We start from the raw sequence: 15,540 nt of genomic DNA, 5'->3' as shown, positions 1-15,540 counted from the left end.
ATAATTTATCTTTTATCTAAAAACAAGTAGTTGTTTTATTTAATAATATTTTAATATTACTAGTTATACAATATGTAAAGGTTATTAAAAGGAGTCATTATGCAAATTGGAAATAACTCGCAAATAAGCCAAGATATATACTCAAGTGCAAATCAGTCTTTAAATAAAATTGCAACAGGTGTTACACTTAATCAAGCAAGCAATGATGCTTCAAGTTTAGCAATATCAAATAACTTACAAGCACAAGCTAGTGGTTACACTCAAGCAATTGAAAATTCTAATTCAGCAATTGCCCTAACACAAATAGCAGATGGTGCTATTAGTGAACAATCTAAAATTTTAGATAATGTAAAAGAAAAGCTTTTACAAGCATCAACTGATACAACTAGCCAAGATGGAAGAGATGCGCTTTTAAATGATATTAAAGGACTATTAGAACAGTTTGATAATATTGCAAGCAGTACAAATTACAATGATACTAATTTACTTCAAAATACTAGTAGCGATAATTCTGCTACAAATAGTTTACAATTCCAAGCAGGTGAAGAAAGTAGTGATTTAATTGAAACATCAAGTGTACAATCAAATACTGAAGGTCTTTCTTTATCAGCACTTGTAAATCAAGATGCTTCAAGTTTTTCAAGTTCGGATGCTAGAGGTTTTTTAGATGATGTAGATAATGCTATAAGTTCTTTAAGTGACATTAGAAGTGAATTTGGTTCTGTTCAAAATCAATTAGAAAGTTCAACAACAAATCTTTTATCACAAAGAACTGAGACTTTAGGTGCAAATGCTCTTTATGATACAGATTTTGCCAAAGAATCAGCTAACTTTTCAAAACAAAATGTGTTAGCACAAATTGGAGCTTTTGCAAGTACTCAAGCTAACAATATTAATCAACAAACAGTTGGAAGACTATTAACTTAAAAGTTAATAGTTTCCGTAATTCTAATTCTATTTTTTCTATGCTTTGAGAATTTATAGAACTCTTTATTGTTATAAACAAAATAGTTTTTATATCCTACTAAAATTCTTTGTTTTCTTTTATTGTAATGTCTTTTATTTCTGTTATCATACTCACTATGTCTTACATAATCTGCATTTTGTGAATATGAATTGCTCTCATATCTAGTATTATTAGCAACAGCAGCACCTAATAAACCACCTACAATTTTAGCAGCTGTTTTACCATTTCCTCGCCCAATTTGGTTTCCAATAATAACACCAATAGTTCCACCTACAATCGTATCTAAACCTATTGAATTGTTATTAGAATAGTTGCTGTTATAATTACTTCTATAGTGATTGTTTTTATAAGAATCATTATATCTCTTCTCATATCTGTCATTATGTCTATATTCATATACAGCTTCACTATGAGTTACATAAGCATGCGTATGACTTGTATGTTGCTTAGAAAAAGCAAAACTTACACACATTAAAATTGATAATAAAATTTTATTCATTTGAAATCCTTTTAAATTATTTATAAAAGAATTATATTTTCAAATAGTGAACTTATTGTGAAAGGTTTTTATTTTAATTTACCAAATACTTTATACTTTTCCCAGTAGATATCTAAAGCTTCATATAACTTTTTATCACTAAGTTTAGTTTTCTTTTTAATTCCAAATCTTTTTATAAAAGCATCAGGCATTATAGTCATATCTTTATTTGGTTTTTTTAAATACCTAAACATTGATTCTTTTACACTATTTTCACTACTGTACTTTAATAAGTACCTATAAAAATATTTATCAATTGAAACAGGAAGTTTATTATGACATTTAATACAGTTTGATTCATATATATTTTTACTAGTTTTTTCTGCATTTAAAAATGATATTAAAAGAATTAGTGTTAGTATTATTTTTGCCATTTTACCTCTATTTTTGTTCCAACATTTAGCTTTGATTTTACATCTAGTTTTAAGTTATACTCTTTTGCAATTAAAGATACAATATTAAGCCCTATTCCAAAACCTCCAACACTATTATCAAAACGTGAGTATCTTTCAAAAAGATTACTTAAATTTTCATCACTCATACCTTTTCCTGTATCTTCAATACTTAAATACCCTTCTTTTAAACAAATACTTATTGTTCCTGAAATTTTATTATATTTAATAGCATTAGAAATTAAATTATCTATTAACTTTGAAATCTTTTTTATATCACTATACAAATATATTTCATCTTTAATATCAAGCTCAAAGTTTATTTTTTTAATGCTTGCTAAACTTTTAAAATACTCTACTCTTTGCTTTATTATATGTGATAAATTTAAGTGTTCATTTTGAGATATTATCTTATTGTTTAAAGTAAGAAATGTTAAATCTTCATAAATATTTGAAATTGTTTTAGCCCCAATATCAATACGATTAATTTTTCTTGCTAGTTTCTCATCTAAAAGATTTTTATCAATCATTTCTATATTTGTAATAATTGCAGAAATTGGTGTATTTAATTCATGAGTAGTATCTTTAATAAATCTATCTAATAAATGTAGGGCATCACGCATTGGTTTTAAAAATAGTTTTGATATAAAATATCCAATAATAATCATAAAAATAAATGCTATTAGAGAATATATAATTATCTCATTTTTAACTTTTACAAACCAAATATTATCATCAGGAATTTCAATAACTATATACTTTGTTCCTAAATAATAAGATTCAGGTTCTTCAATAAAATGTATCATATTATCGGACGTATAAGCTACTTCATCAAATTTTATATCTTTAGATTCTAAAGTTGAAAAAATTTGTTTTTTATCACTATCAAAAATTGCCGAGTTATATTTATCAGCTCGAGGATAGTATTTATATTTATCAAAATTTACATGTAAATCTTTTAAAGAAAATATAAATTCATTTGAATATTCTTGAAGTACTTGACGTTTTTCTTGTAGCATTAAATCTTTTTGAAACTTGTAATAAATAAAAGAAAAACCTCCTAATATTACAAGAACTAAAAAAGAGTATAAAAGACTAAAGCCTAAAAGGGTTCTAGTCTCACTCTTGGTTAAATCGATATCCAAGCTTTTTAAGACTAACAATTCTTTCTTTTCCTAATACTTTTCTAAGATTTTTAATATATGTTCTTAAAGAGTTATCACTATACTCTTCATCATATTCCCAAACATAATCATAAATTCTATCATGAACTAAAAGTTCATTTGGATTTTGTAAAAAGAACTTTAAAAGTTTTAATTCTTTAAAGTTTAATTTTACCACTTCACCATCACAAAGAAGCTCATTTGCAATTGAATCAAAAGTAATATTTTCACCAATTTTTATTAAATCATCTTTAGCTTGGAACTCTCTTTTAATTATTGTTTGAACTCTAATTAAAAGTTCTTTTAGTGCAAAAGGTTTTCTAATATAATCATCACAACCACTATCATAACCTTCTTCTAAAGAGTCCATTGAGTTTAGAGATGTAATATAAATAGCAGGCGTTTCATTTCCTTCTTTTCTAATTTGTTTTAATACTTCAAAGCCATTTAGTTTTGGAACATTTACATCAAGTAGTAATAAATCAAAGCTATTCTCATAAATAGAGCAAAGTGCATCTTCTCCATCATAGACAGAAGTGACTTCATAACCTTCATCTTCAAAATATTCAACTATAGTTTCATTTAAAGTTAGATCATCTTCTAATAATAATAATTTTGTCTTCATTATTTGTTTAACTTTGGCAAATTATTTTTATAATTTTGTTTTTCTTTTTCACTCATTGTAGAAGTTCTTGAATTTAGTTCTCTTACAAATTGTTTTTTATTTTTATCTTTTACATAGCCCATTATTGCGATTAATTCTTGAGTACTCATTTCAGAGTAATCAACTTTTGCAAAAACAAAGCTAGTTATAAGAAAAAATAATATTATTTTCTTTTTCATGGCTCATACTTTATTTATATTTTTTAATATTATAACATAATAACTGTGGAATAATTGTTTAAGGCCCAAGTATAGCAAAAGTAGCACATTTATATCAATAAAATAGCGTTTTCATAGCATATAAGTAATATGTATGCTTTTTTTGTTTTTTTTACTATTTTTATAGCTATTTTAATGAAATAATGAATTAAAACTCTTAGTACTTATGTATAATATATGTATGAATAAACCAAAGAGTTAGGATAACTTATGACACAATTAGGAAAAATATTCAACAAAACACCATATTTAGTAAGAGATATAGACAATACTTATAAAGATATAGTATATGTTGAGAACATTATAAATACATTAGTAAGCAAATACAAGATAAACGTAGAAAATATTGTAAATGTTTTTTCAAATAATAGAGATAACCTACTACATTTTCATATAGTAATTAAAACTAATATGCCAAAAGAAAATCTTAGTTTAAAATATGAAAACGAAGATATTGAGTTTACTTTTGAAGAGTATAAAGAATCAAAAACTAAAACAAAATATATAAACTCATTTATGTTTATTGAAACATTTAAACATTTAAATGAAAATAGTTTAGTTACAGTATTTGATGATATTATTGGATGTGATGGGAAAAAACTATTTATTTCTGTTGCAAAAGAAAACTTAAAACTATTTCAACCAAGCTCAAAGCACTATTATTATAGAAATATCCTTCTACTTAAAAAAGATGTAGTTTGTGATATTGCAAACTCTTTTAATATTGATGCAGAGGAACTTTATGTAGATTTACATCCAAATGTTATAAAGCATGTTTGTAAAGATTTAAACCTAACATACAAAAAACTTTCTTTTGAATTAGGATATAAACCAGACACTATTAATAAAGCTGCTTCAACAGGAAAAGTAAGTGACCAACTAAGCAAAGCAATTGAACTTTATTTAGAAAATTTAAGATTAAAAGAAGAACTTAAAGACTTCGATGTAATCAAACAAACTCTACAAAATGTAATGGTTTAAGGTTTTCTAAATATAATTTTACTACAATCATACGAAAAAAAGAGTTTTAATGTTTAAAAACCTACTATTACTAGCTACTGTTACTTTACTTTTTACTGCCTGTTCTGGAAAAGAAAAAGAAGAAAAGTGGCACTCATTTATTTACCCAGATAAACAAAACACTAAAAGAAATCTTAAAAGTCCTATGATTTTTAAAAGTCTACAACAATGTCAAGATGAATCTGAGAAACAATTAGAAATACTTAAAATCACTGAAGCAGGAACTTACAAATGTGGACTTAACTGTGAGTTTCACGATGGTATGAAACTTGAAGTTTGTGAAAAGATGTTAGCTGCACCTTTAAAATAAAAAGCACATTTATAATTTTAAAAAATACTTTTAAATAATTTTTTATGTTTTTTATGTTATAAATGCGTTAAAAAAACTAGGATTAAAATGAAAGAGTTAAAGTACTTAAATGTACTATATATATCAAATAATTTTATGCAAGATATTGCAATAGAATATTTAAACACAAATGCAAAAGATTTTATTTTAACACATAACTTAGAAGATGCTTTAGAGATACTAAATACAAAAAAAATAAATATTATATTTTCTGAATACAATGATAATGCATTTTTTTCTAAAATTAGAAGTACAAATAAAAAAGTTCAAATTATTATTGCTACAGATTTAATTAAAAATTCTCATTTAGTTAATGGAATAAATTTACAACTTACTAAATATTTACAAACACCTATAACAAAAGAGAATTTAATATCTACACTAAAAGATTGTATTCAATCTTATGATGCAAATAGATCAAATATACTTAAATTAGAAAACAACTATACTTATGATCATTATAATCAAGTTTTATTAAAAGATGAAGAAATAGTTTTATTATCAAAAAAAGAGAATGATTTTTTTAAATACATGACAATAAGAGTTAATAATACTGTTTCTTATGAGGAAATTGATGAAAATATATGGGAAGGTTCTATGACTCAAGATGCATTACGTTCAGTAGTAAAAGAACTAAGAAAAAAAACATATAAAGAATTAATAAAAAATATTTCAGGTATTGGATACAGATTTAATTTAAATTAAGTTATTTATAGTAAAACTTAACTTATTAAATTAAGAAAGATTACTATGAATAAACACATATCATTTAAATATATATTTAAACTTTTACTAGACAACAAAAAGCACCTAATCATAGGTCAAATAATCACTTTTATTGCTATTTTAATAAGTGTTCCTATCCCTTTAATGCTTCCTGTATTAGTTGATGAAGTATTACTTGATAAACCAGACTTTTTTGTAAATACAATTAACGATACTTTTGGCGCAGGAAATGGTTTTTATTATATTGTAATTGTAACACTTGCTGTAATAATTTTAAGATTACTATATTTTGTTTTTACAGTTGTTATTACTAAAATTTTCACTTATATTTCAAAATACGTAACATATAAATTAAGAGTAAAAGTTCTAACGCACTTAAAACTTGTAAATATGAATGAGTATGAAAGCCTAGGTTCAGGTGCAATATCTTCAAACTTAGTAACTGATATAAATACTTTAGATACTTTTATAATATCAATTGCTAGTAAATTCATAGCTTCTATATTAACCTTAATTGCAGTTGCAATTGTTATAATAGCCATTGACCCAATTTTAGGTTTAATGATTTTATTTATTCAACCTATTATTATGATTCTTTCAAAAAAAATATCAAAAAAAACTGGTGTATTAAAAAAACAAGAAAATCAAGCAATTGAAGAATTCCAAGACAATGTAGGAGAAACACTAGATTTATTTGGACAAATAAAAGCAAGTAACAAAGAAGAATACTTCTTTAATGAAGCTATCAAAAAAGCTAAAAAGATTCAAATCACATCAAATAATTTTAACTATAAAAGTGTAGCTTACGAAAGATTTTCTTTTACAATATTTTTAATGGCTTTTGAGATATTTAGATCAACTGGTTTAATTTTAGTTGAATATGATAGCTTGTCAATTGGTATGATGTTTGCAATGTTTGGATATATTTGGTTTATTATGACACCCGTTCAAGATATATTATCAATACAATACTCTTATGCAAGTGCCGATGCAGCAGTTACTAGAATCAATAAAATATTAGATTTAGATATTGAAAAAAATGGAAATGAAGAGCTTTGTGTAAAAGAAAAAGAAGTTGATATATCTATAAAAGATTTAACTTTTTCATATACAGAAGAAAAAAACATTTTACAAAATATTTCACTTAATATAAAAAGTGGGAATAAAGTTGCCTTAATAGGTGCAAGTGGAAGTGGAAAAACTACGCTTGCCCAAATTATATCTGGATTTTACTCTAAAAAAAGTGGTGATATTTTATATAACAATATTAGTATCGATAAACTAAATAGACAAAGTTTAAGAGAAAATATCTTTTTAGTTCTACAAATGCCAATACTTTTTAATAATACTTTACGATTTAATATCACAATGGGAAATGAAAATATAAGTGATGAAGAAATATTTAAAGCTCTTAAAATAGCTCAATTAGATGATGTAGTATTAAAAATGACAGAAGGTTTAGAAACAATTGTAGGACGGCATGGAATAAGATTAAGTGGTGGTCAAAGGCAAAGACTTTCAATTGCTAGAATGCTTATTGCAAACCCAAGTGTTGTTATTTTTGATGAATCTACTTCAGCACTTGATGTTCATACAGAAGCAAAGCTATTTAAAGCCCTTGAAGATGTGCTTAAGGATAAAACAGTAATTACAATTGCACATAGATTAAGTACGGTTAAAAACGCTAATATGATTTATGTTTTAGATGATGGGAAAATTGTTCAAAGAGGAAATCATAAACAATTAGAAGAAGAGGAAGGTCATTATTTAGAGTTTGTGAAAAATCAATTGATTTAAGATTTTGTAATAAGAGACTTAAAGTCTCTTATTTTCCTCTGAATTCTTTTGTACTTGTAGAATCAACTACATTTTGTGCTAAATTTGATGTATCAACTGCAATATCATTTGTTGCACTTGCAATGTTTGCATTTATTTGTGTTTGTTTATCTAAACTATTAATTGCATCACTTATTTGCTCAATTCCAGATTTTTGCTCAATCGAGGCATTTTCAACTTCTGAAATTAAAGCTAGTGTACTATTTATATTTTCATTTAAATTGTTATAACCATTTATCATTAAAGATGCAATTTCTTTACCTTGATTAGATTTAGAATTAGCATTTTCAACTAAGGCTTTTATTTCATTTGCGGCATCAGCAGATCTACTTGCAAGATTTCGTACTTCTGCAGCAACAACAGCAAAACCTTTTCCAGCTTCACCTGCAGTTGCAGCTTCAACTGCTGCGTTTAATGAAAGGATATTAGTTTGGAAAGCAATCTGATCAATTACACTAATAGCTTCGCTAATAGCGCTTACTTGAACATTTATATCATCCATTGAAGATACAGTTTTATTTGCTAATTGTTCTCCTTCATTTGCAGATACAGTTAATTCATTTGCATTTTTCGCCATTTTTGCAATATTTTGAGTACTTGAACTAATATTTCCTGTAATTTCTTCAACAGCTGCTGCTGTTTCTTCTAATCTTGCTGCTGCATCATTTGAAGCAGTATTTAATTCATCAACATTTTTTAGTAGTTGAGTTGAACCTTCTTTTAAAGTTTCACCATTGTTTTTATTTTCAATTAGCATATTTGTAATTGCTTGGCCTAAACCATTAATTCCTTCAACCATTTGTTTAGATTCACCTTCTAAACCATTAGTATCAATAACACTTAAATAGTTATAGTTTGTGTATTCATTTAATACTTTTAAAATATCATTAATAACTCTTTGTTGAGTATCTAACATTCTATTAATATTTTTAGCTAATATTCTAACTTGTGGATTTGCAGCAACAGAATTTACTCTACATCCATAATAACCTTTTTCCATCTTATCAAGTGTAATAGTAGCTTCTCCAACACAAAGTAAATCTTTTTCTAAAGATCCGTTAATAGTATCAATATTTAGATTTACCATTTTGGCTAAATCCCCAAGAGGACCTTTTGTCTCTAATTCAATATTTTCTATTTCATTTATCTCTTTATTTAAGTATTTCATAAACTGTTCTATACCATCAGTAATTGTATAGATAAAACTATTTATGTTTTTTATAAAAAACACTATAAAGAAAATAGTTAAAGATATAATTAAAATCATTAACGAAGAAAGTGAATACATTCTACTTTCTTCTTCACTAATTAATGTATTAATTTCTTTAATAATTTCATTTGAAATATAATCATCAATTTCTTTTAAAACATTAATCTTATTTGTAATTGTTTTAAACCAATGTCCTGAGTCAATATTAAATTGAACATCCTCTTTTCCATCACTTGAAAGTAATACCTCTCTCATTTCTTGTACATCATTAAAAACTTGACTATTCATTTTTTTTTCAGAAAAATCAATATATTTAGGACCATAAACATTAAATCCATTTAAAAATAATTCTTGTTCTTTTACTAAAGTTGAAAACCTAACAAACATTCCAGGAGCAAAACTTTTTCTTGCAAAAGTACTTGAACCAATTGCCCTTTCAATCCCAGCTCTTTCTTTTAACATTAAGAAATTATAGTAAGCATTGATATCAGTTATAACATCAGGATTATGTGCAAAAGATGATGCAATAGCTATAAAGTCAAGTAAATCTGAATTCATACTAGTATAATAAGATATTGCTTTTTTCCCTTCTATTTCTAAGCTATCAATTTTTGGTCTAATATTATTAATTACAGATAAATCTTTTAAAGCTTTATCCATAAGCTTTTTACCCTCAACAGAGTGTTCATCAATAGAGAAAGCATTTAAAAAACTATTTAGTTCTTTAATTCTATTATCTGTAAGCACTCTTTGTTTGGATAAAGTATCTTTAAATTTAAGACCTTTACTACCTAAGTAACCTGCACTTGCACCTCTTTCTTTTTGTGTTTCATGAAGTAAAAGTGAAACTTTTGAATTTAATAAAACAATTTGCTTAACAGTATCTAATTGTGTTTTCTTACTATAAGAGATATAAAAAATATCTAATGATAAAACTATAATAAATATCAAAGGAATTATCGTAAGTAATTTTATCTTATTAGCAATAGATAATCTTTTTAAAAATGTAAACATGGTAATTTCCTATTTCATTGTTTTGTATATTGCAGTGTATTTCTCAATTTCAGCAACTGAAGCCATTCTTCTACATGAAATATAGCCTTTTGAACCATCACAAGATTTAAAAGGGAATACTGTTGCAAAAACCCAATAGTATTTTCCAGATTTTGTAGTATTTTTTACAAAACCTTTCCATGGTTTACCACTTTGTACAGTTTCCCACAAATCTTTAAATGCAGCTTTAGGCATATCATTATGCCTAACTATATTATGTGGTTTTCCAATTAACTCTTCAAGTTTATACTCTGCAAACTGACAAAATTCTTCATTTGCATAACGAATAATTCCTTTTTCATCGGTTTCTGATAATAAAAAAGAATCTACTGATAATTTAAGTTCATCTGAATTCATAAAAACTTCCCTTTTCTTATTTTTTAAATTTGTATAATAATTTTATTATACAAATAAAATTCATACTAATTTATATTAATAGTAATATTGACAACTAACGTTAAAAAGCTTATTTTAACTATATTTAAATTATAAATAACAATAAAAATATATTCTTATTAGATTATAGTAATCAAATAATAATAAAAAACATCATAATAATGGAATTTTTAGAAGTAAATTTATGAATTTTGTAAGAAATATTATTTTTAGTAGTTAAAAATTATTAAATTGGGAAGAAAAAGGTAAATCAATAAGCCGAGTTTTGTTTAAATGACGATAATTTATCTAGTTGCTAAATTACTTTAACAATCAAGCAAAGACCAAAAATGTGAAGTAAATACCTAGTCTTCTTGCTGCAGGTTGGGTTTACATAGCCATTAAGATTACTCAAAATGCTGGTAGGCTCTTACTCTACCGTTTCACCATCACCGAAAATCGGCTGTTTACTTTCTGTTGCACTATCCCTTAGGTTACCCTAGCCATTCTCTAAATGGAACCATACTTCACAGCAGCCCGGACTTTCCTCTTGAACACGAAGTTCAAGCTATCATCTGATTTACCTTTGGCGTATTATATCTAAGTATTCTAAAATTTTACTTTCTGATAATATCGTAGTGTTCTGGGGCAGTGAACTTAAAAATACTATCTTGAATCTCTTTGTTTGTAACTTGATTTTCAAATTTAATTTCTACACTATTATCAAGCTTGTCTTTATACTTGATAAGTTCTATTTGCTTTGAAGTTTCAATTAAATAGTCAATATCATCAATATTTGCTAAATATGTATTTTCATTAATTTTTTTAGATGTTTTTAATAGCTTTATAATATTAATTTCACTTTGTAACTGAGTGTAAATAGCTTGTTCTAGTTCTGGTTCATCTATAATTGCAAAGTCATTTAATATATATACATTTTTTTCAATTGGAGTTTTGTATTTCCATAAAATCTTTCCTGTATTTTTTATAAAAACTTCACCTTTGTATTCGATGATTTTATTATTAATTGATTTAATACTTTGTGTAAAGTCAGCTTTAAAACTCTGTAAATTTTTAATATCTGCTGTTGCATTAATTGCAATAAAAAAAACTATAATTGTAAATATCATTTTATAAAACATATTTTAACCTTTTTTTCTATATAATCTATGCGATTATAACAAAAAGGAATTAATTTTATGTTAAATGTTTTTTCAAAAATTTTTGGTACTAGAAACGATAAAGAAGTAAAAAGATATAGAAAAAGAGCTCAAGTAATAAATGCACTTGAAAGCAAATATGAAGCAATGAGTGATGATGAGTTACAAGATAGTTTAAATGAATTAAAAAATCAAGTACAAAATGAAGAAAAATCTTTAGACGACGTATTAAATGATTCTTTTGCAATTACTAGAGAAGCTAGTAAACGTGTTTTAAATATGAGACCTTATGACGTTCAATTAGTTGGAGCTATGGTTTTACACGATGGTAGAATTGCTGAGATGAAAACAGGTGAAGGTAAAACACTTGTAGGTTCATTAGCCGTTTCTTTAAATGCTCTAACAGGCAAAGGTGTACATGTTGTTACAGTAAATGATTATCTAGCTTCAAGAGATGCAGCTGAATTAGAACCTTTATACAACTTTTTAGGTTTTAGTGTTGGTGCAATTGTTGGAACATTAAAAGATGATGATTTAAGAAAAGAGCAATATGCTGCTGATATTACTTATGGTACAAACAACGAATTTGGATTTGATTTCTTAAGAGATAATATGAATTATGATATCGAAGAAAAAGTTCAAAGAGACCATAGTTTTGTAATTGTTGATGAAGTAGATTCAATTTTGATTGATGAAGCAAGAACTCCTTTAATTATAAGTGGACCAACAAATCAAAAAAGTGCAAACTATCTTCAAGCTCAACAAATTGCAATGACTTTAGAAAAAGGTGAATTAATTGAGCCTAAAAAAGCTGACGAAAAACCAATAACTACAGGTGATTTTACAGTTGATGAAAAGAATAAATCAGTTGTACTAACAGAAGATGGAACTGAAAAAGCAGAAAAACTGTTTGAAGTTGATAATTTATACTCTCTAGAAAATGCATCATTATCTCACAATCTTGACCAAGCTTTAAAAGCAAATTACATTTTTGAAAAAGACGTTGATTATGTTGTTAAAGATAATGAAGTAATAATTGTAGATGAATTTACAGGAAGATTAAGTGAAGGAAGAAGATTCTCTGAAGGTCTTCATCAAGCACTTGAAGCTAAAGAAAATGTTACTATTCAAGATGAATCTCAAACATTAGCGGATATTACATTCCAAAATTACTTTAGAATGTATGATAAACTTGCAGGTATGACAGGTACTGCTCAAACAGAAGCTACAGAGTTTGCTGAAATTTATAGCTTAGATGTTGTATCAATTCCTACAAATGTTCCAATTCAAAGACTTGATAAAAATGATTTAATTTACAAAAGCGAACATGAAAAATTTGAAGCTGTTTGTAATAAAATTAAAGAATTAAATGAAAAAGGTCAACCAGTTCTTGTTGGTACTGCTTCAATTGAAAAATCAGAAGCCTTACACAAAATCTTAAAAAATAAAAAAATACCTCATACAGTTTTAAATGCGAAACAACACGAAAAAGAAGGTAAAATTATTGAAGATGCTGGTCAAAAAGGTGCAGTTACAATTGCTACTAATATGGCAGGTCGTGGTGTTGATATTAAATTAACACAAGAAATTCTTGACCTAGGTGGTTTAGTAATTTTAGGTACTGAAAGACACGAATCAAGAAGAATTGATAACCAATTAAGAGGACGTGCAGGTCGTCAAGGTGATGCGGGTGAGTCTCAGTTTTACTTATCATTAGAAGATAACTTATTAAGAATTTTTGGTTCAGATAAAATCAAAGGTATTATGGAAAGACTTGGTATTGAAGATGGTGAGCATATTGAATCTAAAATGGTTACACGTGCTGTTGAAAATGCTCAGAAAAAAGTTGAGCAAATGCACTTTGAATCAAGAAAACACTTACTTGAATATGATGATGTTGCAAATGAACAAAGAAAAGTAATATATAACTTTAGAAACGACCTTTTAAAACCTGATTACGATATAGATACAAAATTAACAGAAAACAGATTAGAGTATGTTCAAACTACACTTTCAAATGCTGAAATTATCGATGGAATGCCTAGTGAAGATTATAATTATGATTATATTATTGCAAAATTCAAAGAAGAGCTTCGATTACTTGTAACTTTAGAAGATATTACATCTGAGTCTTATGATGAATTAGAAACAAAACTTAATGAAATAATCACAAATGTTTATGCTAAAAAAATGGAAATGGCAGCACCTGAACAAAAAAGTGAAATTGAGCGAATTTTATACTTACAAATTTTAGATAATGCATGGAGAGAACACTTATACTCTATGGATACGCTTAAAACTGGTATTGGGCTTAGAGGATACAACCAAAAAGATCCATTAGTTGAATATAAAAAAGAGTCATATAATATGTTTATTGATTTAATTTCTAATATTAAACATGAAATTATCAAAGTATTATTTACAATCCAACTTCAAAATCAAGAAGATGCTAAAAAAGAACAAGAAGCATTAGAAAAAATGAAAGAACAAATGGAAGAATCAACTGAAAACATTACAACTAATGTTGCTCAAAAAGAAGTAATGGCTAGTGAAAAGAAAATTGCTAGAAATGATAACTGTCCTTGTGGTTCTGGAAAAAAATACAAACAATGTTGTGGAAAAAGCGGACCTAAAAGAGGTTTAGCAGCAGGAAACTAATTTGAATAAAAAATTAGTTAATTTTATTGTAAAAAAATATTTACGATTTGACAAGAAAAATCCTTTTATATCTATAAGTGCTATTTTAGCATTTATAGGTGTTGCTGTTGGTGTTATGGTTTTAATACTTTCAATGGCAATTATGAATGGTACTGCAAAAGAGTTTGAGAAAAAACTTTTTACTATGAATTACCCTCTTACAATTTATTCTAAATTTGATAATGCAATTGATAAATCTTTACTAAACCAATTACAAAATAAATATCCCCATTTAAAATTTTCTCCATATATTTCATCTCAAGTGATTGCACAAAGTGGTGAAGATATGAGTGGAGGAATGATTTTTGGAGTAATTCCACAAAAAGAAGCTTCTATAAATGATATTTATAAAAAAGCTTTGGGAAATTTAGAGTTAAAAAAATATGACATAATTACAGGTGCTGGGATTTCTGATAAGCTTTATTTAAATCAAGGTGCTAAAACAACATTATATTTTACATCACTTAATCCAACTGGATTTTCAATGATTCCAAAAATGAAAAGATTTACTTTTCAAAACTCATTTAAATCAGGTTTAAATGCTTATGACCAAGCTTATATGTATACTTCAATTGAAGCTTTGCAAACTCTATTAAAAAAGCCAAAAGATACTTATGATGGAATTCATATCTATTCTGATGATGCATTTAAAGATATTGAGAAACTAAGAGTTGAATTAAAAAATACAGGAGCTGGAGTTTTAGGATGGTGGCAACAAAATGGAAATTTCTTTGCTGCAATGAAAATGGAAAAAACAGCACTATTCATAGTTTTAATGTTAATTATTTTAGTGGCATCACTTAATATTATCTCTTCACTTTTAATGACAGTAATGAGTAGAAGAAAAGAAATTGCCCTACTTTTATCTATGGGTGCTTCAAACAAAGAGATAAAATCTATCTTTTTAAGAGTCGGAACTATTATTGGTTTTTCAGGAATATTACTAGGAATTGCTTTAGGCTTCTTTGGTTACTGGATTTTAGATACTTTTGATATTGTATCTTTACCTGCTGATGTTTATGGAACTGCTAAACTTCCACTTGATTTAGCTTTAAGTGATTTTATTTCTATTGTTATTGGAGCTTCTGTTATCGTAGTTTTATCATCGTATTATCCAGCATCAAAGGCCACTAAAATAGATGTAATTGATGTATTAAGAAACGAATAAACCT

15 protein-coding genes and 1 other RNA gene are annotated in these 15,540 nt (G+C 26.3%); 7 read left to right on the top strand and 9 right to left on the bottom strand.

The features are described from left to right. Nucleotides 1–99 precede the first annotated feature (99 nt). Nucleotides 100–927 carry a flagellin gene (locus D3Z07_RS01745; protein ID WP_122892905.1) on the top strand — a complete coding sequence of 276 codons (828 nt, stop codon included), beginning with the start codon at nucleotides 100–102 and terminating at the stop codon, nucleotides 925–927. Here D3Z07_RS01745 and D3Z07_RS01740 read toward each other — a convergent pair. The 5 genes from D3Z07_RS01740 to D3Z07_RS01720 form a co-directional block, all read right to left on the bottom strand. Next, nucleotides 924–1,466, bottom strand: coding sequence for a glycine zipper 2TM domain-containing protein (locus D3Z07_RS01740; RefSeq protein ID WP_076087056.1), 543 nt, complete (start codon nucleotides 1,464–1,466; stop codon nucleotides 924–926). The two genes, D3Z07_RS01745 and D3Z07_RS01740, sit on opposite strands and share 4 nt — an antisense overlap. Before the next feature lie 68 nt (nucleotides 1,467–1,534). After that, on the bottom strand, nucleotides 1,535–1,879 hold the full coding sequence (locus D3Z07_RS01735) for a hypothetical protein (protein WP_228200565.1): 345 nt from the start codon (nucleotides 1,877–1,879) through the stop codon (nucleotides 1,535–1,537). After that, nucleotides 1,867–2,916 (bottom strand): sensor histidine kinase, encoded by a 1,050-nt coding sequence (locus D3Z07_RS01730; RefSeq protein WP_322898835.1) that lies wholly within the window; start codon nucleotides 2,914–2,916, stop codon nucleotides 1,867–1,869. Before D3Z07_RS01730 ends, D3Z07_RS01735 begins: the two co-directional genes overlap by 13 nt. Nucleotides 2,917–3,016: 100 nt before the next feature. Next, nucleotides 3,017–3,685 carry a response regulator transcription factor gene (locus D3Z07_RS01725; protein ID WP_122892903.1) on the bottom strand — a complete coding sequence of 223 codons (669 nt, stop codon included), beginning with the start codon at nucleotides 3,683–3,685 and terminating at the stop codon, nucleotides 3,017–3,019. Next, nucleotides 3,685–3,903 (bottom strand): DUF1104 domain-containing protein, encoded by a 219-nt coding sequence (locus D3Z07_RS01720; protein WP_076087064.1) that lies wholly within the window; start codon nucleotides 3,901–3,903, stop codon nucleotides 3,685–3,687. The genes D3Z07_RS01725 and D3Z07_RS01720 overlap by 1 nt, the downstream gene beginning before the upstream one ends. A 249-nt stretch (nucleotides 3,904–4,152) precedes the next feature. Here D3Z07_RS01720 and D3Z07_RS14200 point away from each other — a divergent pair, with 249 nt between their 5' ends. From D3Z07_RS14200 to D3Z07_RS01700, 4 genes are all read left to right on the top strand, one after another. Further along, a complete protein-coding gene (locus tag D3Z07_RS14200; protein WP_228200564.1) occupies nucleotides 4,153–4,923 on the top strand; it encodes a hypothetical protein in 771 nt (256 codons plus the stop codon). A gap of 49 nt (nucleotides 4,924–4,972) precedes the next feature. Then, a complete protein-coding gene (locus D3Z07_RS01710) occupies nucleotides 4,973–5,272 on the top strand; it encodes a hypothetical protein (protein WP_076087066.1) in 300 nt (99 codons plus the stop codon). A gap of 87 nt (nucleotides 5,273–5,359) precedes the next feature. After that, nucleotides 5,360–6,016, top strand: coding sequence for a winged helix-turn-helix domain-containing protein (locus D3Z07_RS01705; protein ID WP_122892902.1), 657 nt, complete (start codon nucleotides 5,360–5,362; stop codon nucleotides 6,014–6,016). A gap of 45 nt (nucleotides 6,017–6,061) precedes the next feature. Continuing rightward, nucleotides 6,062–7,834 (top strand): ABC transporter ATP-binding protein, encoded by a 1,773-nt coding sequence (locus D3Z07_RS01700; RefSeq protein ID WP_122892901.1) that lies wholly within the window; start codon nucleotides 6,062–6,064, stop codon nucleotides 7,832–7,834. A 28-nt stretch (nucleotides 7,835–7,862) separates the two neighbouring features. Here D3Z07_RS01700 and D3Z07_RS01695 read toward each other — a convergent pair whose 3' ends face one another. From D3Z07_RS01695 to lolA, 4 genes are all read right to left on the bottom strand, one after another. Further along, nucleotides 7,863–10,097: a methyl-accepting chemotaxis protein gene (locus D3Z07_RS01695; RefSeq protein ID WP_122892900.1), complete on the bottom strand. Its 2,235-nt coding sequence runs from the start codon at nucleotides 10,095–10,097 to the stop codon at nucleotides 7,863–7,865. A gap of 9 nt (nucleotides 10,098–10,106) precedes the next feature. Then, a complete protein-coding gene (locus D3Z07_RS01690; RefSeq protein ID WP_076087074.1) occupies nucleotides 10,107–10,493 on the bottom strand; it encodes a PAS domain-containing protein in 387 nt (128 codons plus the stop codon). 277 nt (nucleotides 10,494–10,770) lie between these two features. Then, an RNA gene (rnpB, locus tag D3Z07_RS01685) (RNase P RNA component class A) lies at nucleotides 10,771–11,098 on the bottom strand. A gap of 30 nt (nucleotides 11,099–11,128) precedes the next feature. Then, nucleotides 11,129–11,653: a LolA-like outer membrane lipoprotein chaperone gene (gene lolA, locus D3Z07_RS01680; protein ID WP_076087078.1), complete on the bottom strand. Its 525-nt coding sequence runs from the start codon at nucleotides 11,651–11,653 to the stop codon at nucleotides 11,129–11,131. A 57-nt stretch (nucleotides 11,654–11,710) separates the two neighbouring features. Here lolA and secA point away from each other — a divergent pair, with 57 nt between their 5' ends. Together secA and D3Z07_RS01670 are read left to right on the top strand one after the other, a co-directional pair. Further along, a complete protein-coding gene (secA, locus tag D3Z07_RS01675; protein WP_076087080.1) occupies nucleotides 11,711–14,329 on the top strand; it encodes a preprotein translocase subunit SecA in 2,619 nt (872 codons plus the stop codon). Nucleotide 14,330: 1 nt separating this feature from the next. Beyond that, complete coding sequence (locus D3Z07_RS01670; protein ID WP_076087082.1) at nucleotides 14,331–15,536, top strand: ABC transporter permease; 1,206 nt, start codon at nucleotides 14,331–14,333, stop codon at nucleotides 15,534–15,536. The last annotated feature ends 4 nt before the right edge of the window (nucleotides 15,537–15,540 follow it).

The organism is Arcobacter peruensis (assembly GCF_003711085.1).
Classification (GTDB): Bacteria; Campylobacterota; Campylobacteria; order Campylobacterales; family Arcobacteraceae; genus Poseidonibacter; species Poseidonibacter parvus.
Note: the sequence above shows the minus strand (reverse complement) of the source record. Positions and strands in the feature narration are given on the sequence as shown.

Excerpts from the sequence above, each read along its gene's own strand:
- D3Z07_RS01745 (WP_122892905.1), top strand. The coding sequence starts at position 100 with ATGCAAATTGGAAATAACTCGCAAATAAGCCAAGATATATACTCAAGT.
- D3Z07_RS01740 (WP_076087056.1), bottom strand. The coding sequence starts at position 1,466 with ATGAATAAAATTTTATTATCAATTTTAATGTGTGTAAGTTTTGCTTTT.
- D3Z07_RS01735 (WP_228200565.1), bottom strand. The coding sequence starts at position 1,879 with ATGGCAAAAATAATACTAACACTAATTCTTTTAATATCATTTTTAAAT.
- D3Z07_RS01730 (WP_322898835.1), bottom strand. The coding sequence starts at position 2,916 with ATGCTACAAGAAAAACGTCAAGTACTTCAAGAATATTCAAATGAATTT.
- D3Z07_RS01725 (WP_122892903.1), bottom strand. The coding sequence starts at position 3,685 with ATGAAGACAAAATTATTATTATTAGAAGATGATCTAACTTTAAATGAA.
- D3Z07_RS01720 (WP_076087064.1), bottom strand. The coding sequence starts at position 3,903 with ATGAAAAAGAAAATAATATTATTTTTTCTTATAACTAGCTTTGTTTTT.
- D3Z07_RS14200 (WP_228200564.1), top strand. The coding sequence starts at position 4,153 with ATGACACAATTAGGAAAAATATTCAACAAAACACCATATTTAGTAAGA.
- D3Z07_RS01710 (WP_076087066.1), top strand. The coding sequence starts at position 4,973 with ATGTTTAAAAACCTACTATTACTAGCTACTGTTACTTTACTTTTTACT.
- D3Z07_RS01705 (WP_122892902.1), top strand. The coding sequence starts at position 5,360 with ATGAAAGAGTTAAAGTACTTAAATGTACTATATATATCAAATAATTTT.
- D3Z07_RS01700 (WP_122892901.1), top strand. The coding sequence starts at position 6,062 with ATGAATAAACACATATCATTTAAATATATATTTAAACTTTTACTAGAC.
- D3Z07_RS01695 (WP_122892900.1), bottom strand. The coding sequence starts at position 10,097 with ATGTTTACATTTTTAAAAAGATTATCTATTGCTAATAAGATAAAATTA.
- D3Z07_RS01690 (WP_076087074.1), bottom strand. The coding sequence starts at position 10,493 with ATGAATTCAGATGAACTTAAATTATCAGTAGATTCTTTTTTATTATCA.
- lolA (WP_076087078.1), bottom strand. The coding sequence starts at position 11,653 with ATGTTTTATAAAATGATATTTACAATTATAGTTTTTTTTATTGCAATT.
- secA (WP_076087080.1), top strand. The coding sequence starts at position 11,711 with ATGTTAAATGTTTTTTCAAAAATTTTTGGTACTAGAAACGATAAAGAA.